The organism is Polaromonas sp. P1_E3, from assembly GCF_056405935.1.
The window spans coordinates 1-4,860 of sequence record NZ_JBFUBD010000212.1; the positions used below are offsets into that span (position 1 = coordinate 1).

Annotated in this window: 7 protein-coding genes; 4 read left to right on the top strand and 3 right to left on the bottom strand. The window is 62.4% G+C overall.

Features of this window, described 5'->3' with window-relative positions; all coding sequences use genetic code 11:
- Positions 1-175: 175 nt before the first annotated feature.
- Positions 176-625, bottom strand: a complete 450-nt coding sequence (locus AC1D0Z_RS16095; RefSeq protein ID WP_477659227.1) for a VOC family protein — start codon at positions 623-625, stop codon at positions 176-178.
- A 281-nt stretch (positions 626-906) separates the two neighbouring features.
- Between AC1D0Z_RS16095 and AC1D0Z_RS16100 the strand changes: the two genes are divergently transcribed.
- Together AC1D0Z_RS16100 and AC1D0Z_RS16105 are read left to right on the top strand one after the other, a co-directional pair.
- The gene (locus AC1D0Z_RS16100; RefSeq protein ID WP_477659228.1) at positions 907-1,347 is read left to right on the top strand and encodes a hypothetical protein; all 441 of its coding nucleotides are present in this window, start codon (positions 907-909) and stop codon (positions 1,345-1,347) included.
- A gap of 79 nt (positions 1,348-1,426) precedes the next feature.
- Entirely contained in the window at positions 1,427-1,753 is a 327-nt protein-coding gene (locus tag AC1D0Z_RS16105) for a hypothetical protein (protein ID WP_477659229.1), read from the top strand.
- Positions 1,754-1,815: 62 nt separating this feature from the next.
- On the opposite strand, the gene AC1D0Z_RS16110 is transcribed toward AC1D0Z_RS16105, so the two are convergent.
- Positions 1,816-2,208, bottom strand: a complete 393-nt coding sequence (locus tag AC1D0Z_RS16110) for an EF-hand domain-containing protein (RefSeq protein WP_477659230.1) — start codon at positions 2,206-2,208, stop codon at positions 1,816-1,818.
- Positions 2,209-2,427: 219 nt separating this feature from the next.
- On the opposite strand from AC1D0Z_RS16110, the gene AC1D0Z_RS16115 reads away from it, so the two are divergent.
- The gene (locus tag AC1D0Z_RS16115; protein WP_477659231.1) at positions 2,428-2,805 is read left to right on the top strand and encodes a VOC family protein; all 378 of its coding nucleotides are present in this window, start codon (positions 2,428-2,430) and stop codon (positions 2,803-2,805) included.
- A 50-nt stretch (positions 2,806-2,855) separates the two neighbouring features.
- Here AC1D0Z_RS16115 and AC1D0Z_RS16120 read toward each other — a convergent pair whose 3' ends face one another.
- Positions 2,856-3,683 (bottom strand): hypothetical protein, encoded by an 828-nt coding sequence (locus tag AC1D0Z_RS16120; RefSeq protein ID WP_477659232.1) that lies wholly within the window; start codon positions 3,681-3,683, stop codon positions 2,856-2,858.
- 341 nt (positions 3,684-4,024) lie between these two features.
- Between AC1D0Z_RS16120 and AC1D0Z_RS16125 the strand changes: the two genes are divergently transcribed.
- The coding region (locus AC1D0Z_RS16125; protein WP_477659233.1) for an MFS transporter at positions 4,025-4,860 on the top strand (836 nt) is incomplete at its 3' end.

Consider the following 4,860-nt stretch of genomic DNA (forward strand, 5'->3'; position numbering starts at 1 on the left):
GGCAAAAACCTCCAACACCGAACTCCTCGACACCTTGCGGCGTGTGCTCGGGCAGGGCGGGCTTTCGGAGTCGCCCACAAACGAGGCCTGAGCACGCGCCCCTCAAAAATATTATGACGAAATCGGCTGGGAGCCTTTATTGGCGTGCGCAAGCAGCTATTGAATGAATAGCACCTCAGCTGGAAGGCGCGGTCATCAGGGCGGTGTAGCGGCGCTGCATTTCCTCCGGCGACACGGTTTCAATGCTGTGCCCCACACTCCAGCGGTAGCCTGCCGGATCGCGAAAGCTGCCTGAGCGCTCGCCGTAAAACTGGTCCTGCGGCGCCATTTCCAGCGTGGCGCCGGCTTTCAGCGCCCGCGCAATCACCTCATCGCAGTTGCCCACATGCAGGTGCAGCGTCACCGTGGCCGGCGCGCCGGCATCGGGTGCCCGGGTGCCGTACTCCGGGAATTCTTCCGACACCATCAATGTGGCGCCGTCAAAATCCAGTTCGGCATGGCCCAGGCGGCCATCGGGCTCCGTTAGCCGGAATTTCTCTTTTGCACCAAAAACCGAGGTGTAAAACGCCATCGCCTCTGCAGCGTTTTTCACGTGGAGATAAGCGAACAATTCGTGGGTGGCCATATCGTCTCCTGCGGTGATGCGAAGGAATAAAGAGAGGCCTGAGGTGCTGCCGGCCTTCCGTGAAATTATGCAGCCCATCTGCATCCAGTGACAGCCCGGCGTGCAGCGGGGATGTGCCGGCCCGCCAGGCGCCCGGGAAAGGCGGTCGCGCCCGCATGTGCTGCCTGCCGGTCAGGCTCACAAGGCTGCAGAACAGCCGGCCTGCGCTGCGACTTTTTATGACAATGTGCGATATTGCAACGGTCGCTTATTCACCTAATCCAAACCATCGCGTGTGAACCATGTTCAAAATTTTTGTTTCTGCCTTTGCCTTCCTGTTGTCGAGCGTGACATACGCCGCGGCAAGCCCCGCGTCTTTTCCCTTTGATTCGAACCAGCTCGCGGGCCTTTGGGCCGAGAGCTATAACACCGAGCCCGCTTGCGCGCCCGGCAACCTCAAAATGCGCATGCAGCTCAGCCGGGACGGGAAGATTCTGGACATCACGTACGATCGCAAATGGAAGACAGCGCTTGGGGAGACCGAAGGCTCCCGCGCCACCGTGTTGTCTGCGGGCCCGGCTAGCCTGGTGATTCAGTACGAGGGGGAGAGGCGTCTCAAGCAATCCGGCCGGCCACTCGAGTGGGAACTCACGGTTGTAGCGCCCGGTGTGTACCGCTGGCGCGAGACGGATTGGGAGCCCGGCAGCGTCAATACCGTGGTGGGCGTTCGATGCTCCCTGTGAAGCGGTTGGCCCCATGGCCGGCTCCGCTGGTTGCCGGTCTTCAATTCTGTCAAACGCTGCGCTTCAAAAGGGAATCCACATGTTCACACGAATTTCGCTAACCCGTCTGTATGTGGGCTCCGTCTACAAATTGGTCTTCATCGGCCTGGTGTTCTCATTGCTGCCGCTCGGTATCGTGTTTGGCGTTCTGGCTGGATTCGGTTTCAACACGGTCCAGTGGAACGGCCGGCAGGTATACGGAGTGATGGGCTTCGTGCTTGGGCCCGTCATAGGCATTCTGATGACGGGGTTCCTCACGCCCGCTCTTGGGACCGCCTGTGTTTTCGGCCTCTGGCTTTTCTCGAAGTTCAAGCCGCTCTCGCTTTGGGCCAAGAACATCACTCATCATGCCGATGAGTCGGTCTGACCTGTTCGGGGGGGACGGCTCACTGCCTTTGCATCGCACTTCGATGTGCAGGTTCAACGGGTTCAACGCGCCTTGCTGCGGTTCATCGCGTTGTCGAATTCCTCACGCGAGAGAAAACCGTCCTTGTTGACGTCGGCCTCGTCGAAGTGCCTGGAGACGCCGCGAAAGTTCGACGCCTCGTCGCGGCTGACCTTCCCGTCGCCGGTTTTGTCCATGAACTTGAAGGCGCGCTCCAGGTCTTTGGGGTCGTAATAGGTGACTGTTGATGGCGCCGGTGTGGAAGAGGTCGCGGCGGTGGGAGCGGAGGCTGCCGTGGCCGGCTCCGCGGTCTGGGCTTGTGCCTGCGCGGCTAGCAAGGCCCCCGCGGTGGCCAGGGCCAGCAAGGAACCTGCCATCCAGATGCGATGGGTCAGGCTGGAAGGCGCGGTGGTGGAGGTGGTCGTTGTAGTGTGCATGGGCTTCCTGCAGATTGGGTCAGTCACCATTGGATGCTATCCCCGTACCCAATACCAGTGTTCTTGCAGGGTGTTGCGCCGGTTTACCTGCCGCCGGGATGTGGACACATTTCTTTGCATGCGCGGTGCGGTGCAGGCACACAAGGACACATTTTCCTGACGGGCCGGGGTTGACATGCCCCGGCGCGGCCACAAACATTGCGACTGAAAGGAGCCATCATGCTTGCCAACCGAAACGCCATGGCCACCATCGCCGTCAAGGACCTTGAGGTGGCGAAGAAATTCTATGGAGGCACACTCGGCCTCACCCCGCTGGACACCGCCGGGGAGGGCGTGCTCACCTACCAGAGCGGCACCGCCACCGTGGTGGTGTACGTCTCGTCTTTCGCCGGCACCAACAAGGCCACATCCGCCACCTGGAGTGTGGGCGACGAGTTCGACAACATCCTGAAGGCGCTCAAGGCCAAAGGCGTGGTGTTCGAGCACTACGACCTGCCCGACATGACGCGGCAAGGCGATACGCACGTAGCGGGCGATTTCAAGGGTGCCTGGTTCAAGGACCCGGACGGCAACATCCTGCATATGCTCAATCGCTGATCCGGCTGGCGCCTGCTTTGCACCGTGCCGGCTAGCGGCACGGGGACTTGCTAAAAGCGTACCTTCAGGAAAGCCGAAGGGCCCTTCAGCTTGACGCGAAAGCGGGCGTTGCTGTCGTCCCGGTGCAGGTCAATATCGGTCAGGCCGTAGTCCAGCACCACACCCACGTTCTTTAACGGGAACCATTCCACACCCACTGCGGCGTTGTAGATCTCGCCGCGTACGCTGCCACCCGTCTTTTTTACGCCGGAGGCATCGGCAAACAGCCGCAGGTCGGGGTTGATGGCGTGGCGCAGGCCAACCTCCAGCAACGGCGCGACGGCATCGTCGCTGTAGCTCTCGGCGATGGCGCCACTCGTCCCGCCAACAGCCGCGGTGGCGCGCAGGTCCAGGCTGGCACGGTAATAGGCCGCGCCCGCGCCCAGGCCCAGCACGGTATTGCCCGACCCCAGCCACCACTTGTAGGCCAGTTTGGCAAAGTCCAGCTTCACGTCCAGGTTGGCGGTGCCGGTGGTGGTGACAGTCCCGCTCCCTACTGTGGTGTTGCTGGCCAGAGAATCCGAGTACCCGCGCTTGAACTGGTAGTAGTCCAGCGACAGCCCCTGGGAGTCAAACAGCAGCACATCAGCCTTCAGGCGCGGCATGGTCACGCTGCTGCGGTTCACGTCGCCGGAGTCGAGCCGGCCGAAACGCGTGTTCACTGCCGCATTGAAGGTCGGGTCTGCGTGAAAAGCGCCGATGGAAAGGCTGGCGCGATCCAGTGCGGGCGAAGGGTCTGCCAGCGCGGGCAAGGCAAGAAGGCCGGCGCCGCCCAGCACGGCAAGGCTCGCAAGTCTGGCGGCGCGGGGAGCCCGCACGGAGGGTGGAGTCAAAAGCATGAGAGATCCAATGGGAAAAGTCAGCGGCCTGTGTGGAGTGCCAGGGCGGCGGGAGGGCCACGGGGCTCCCGTTTCCTGACAGCTAAATTAGCCAGCCGGGCGCATCATTTCTATCCGCCAAATCCGGCTGCGCTTGTAGGACATGGACACGCCGGCCCGCGCTGCCAGCGGCAGCCGGCCCTCGCAATGGTTGATGACAAAAATGACCTCACGGTCAATGGCAACGAGCGCAACCAGCTATTGATTTGATAGCATTGAGGGTGATGGCGCGCGCGGGTCCATTCCGCTGACCGGCCCTATCGGTACTGACGACATCGATTGAACCTGAGGAGAAACCGTAGATGACCCGAAACATGGAAACCCGAAAACGCTGGTGGGCCCTGATGGTGCTTTGCCTGGGCGTGCTGATGATCGTGCTTGACACCACCATCGTGAACGTGGCGTTGCCTTCCATCCGCACCGACCTCGGCTTTACCGAAACCTCGCTGGTCTGGGTGGTCAATGCCTACATGCTGACTTTCGGCGGCTTTTTGCTGCTGGGCGGCCGCCTTGGCGACCTGTACGGCCAGCGCCGCCTGTTCCTGGCGGGGCTCACGCTGTTCACCGTGGCCTCACTGGCCTGTGGCCTTGCCAATTCGCAGGTGCTGCTGGTGGTTGCCCGGGCGGTGCAGGGCCTGGGCGGCGCGGTGGTGTCGGCGATTTCGCTGTCGCTCATCATGAACCTGTTCACCGAGCCGGCCGAGCGCGCCAAGGCCATGGGTGTCTATGGCTTCGTCTGCGCCGGTGGCGGCAGCATCGGCGTGTTGCTGGGCGGCGTGCTGACCGATTCGCTCAACTGGCACTGGATCTTCCTGGTGAACCTGCCCATTGGCGCTGCCGTGTTTGCGCTGTGCCTGTTCCTGCTGCCCGGCGGCAAGGGGCAGGCCACCGGTGCGCGGCTTGACGTGTGGGGCGCCATTACTGTCACCACCGCGCTGATGCTGGCGGTGTACGGCATCGTCAACGGCAACGAAGCCGGCTGGCTCTCGGGCCAGACCCTGGGCCTGCTGGGAGCCGCCGCGGTGCTGATGGCGATTTTCCTGGCCATAGAGGCCAGGGTCACGACACCGCTGGTGCCGCTGGGCCTTTTCCGCCTGCGCAATGTTGCCACCGCCAACGTGGTGGGTGTGCTGTGGGC

What these genes read in the sequence shown, in the direction of transcription:
- AC1D0Z_RS16110 (WP_477659230.1), bottom strand. Translation starts at nt 2,208, where the DNA reads ATGCACACTACAACGACCACCTCCACCACCGCGCCTTCCAGCCTGACC.
- AC1D0Z_RS16115 (WP_477659231.1), top strand. Translation starts at nt 2,428, where the DNA reads ATGCTTGCCAACCGAAACGCCATGGCCACCATCGCCGTCAAGGACCTT.
- AC1D0Z_RS16095 (WP_477659227.1), bottom strand. Translation starts at nt 625, where the DNA reads ATGGCCACCCACGAATTGTTCGCTTATCTCCACGTGAAAAACGCTGCA.
- AC1D0Z_RS16120 (WP_477659232.1), bottom strand. Translation starts at nt 3,683, where the DNA reads ATGCTTTTGACTCCACCCTCCGTGCGGGCTCCCCGCGCCGCCAGACTT.
- AC1D0Z_RS16105 (WP_477659229.1), top strand. Translation starts at nt 1,427, where the DNA reads ATGTTCACACGAATTTCGCTAACCCGTCTGTATGTGGGCTCCGTCTAC.
- AC1D0Z_RS16100 (WP_477659228.1), top strand. Translation starts at nt 907, where the DNA reads ATGTTCAAAATTTTTGTTTCTGCCTTTGCCTTCCTGTTGTCGAGCGTG.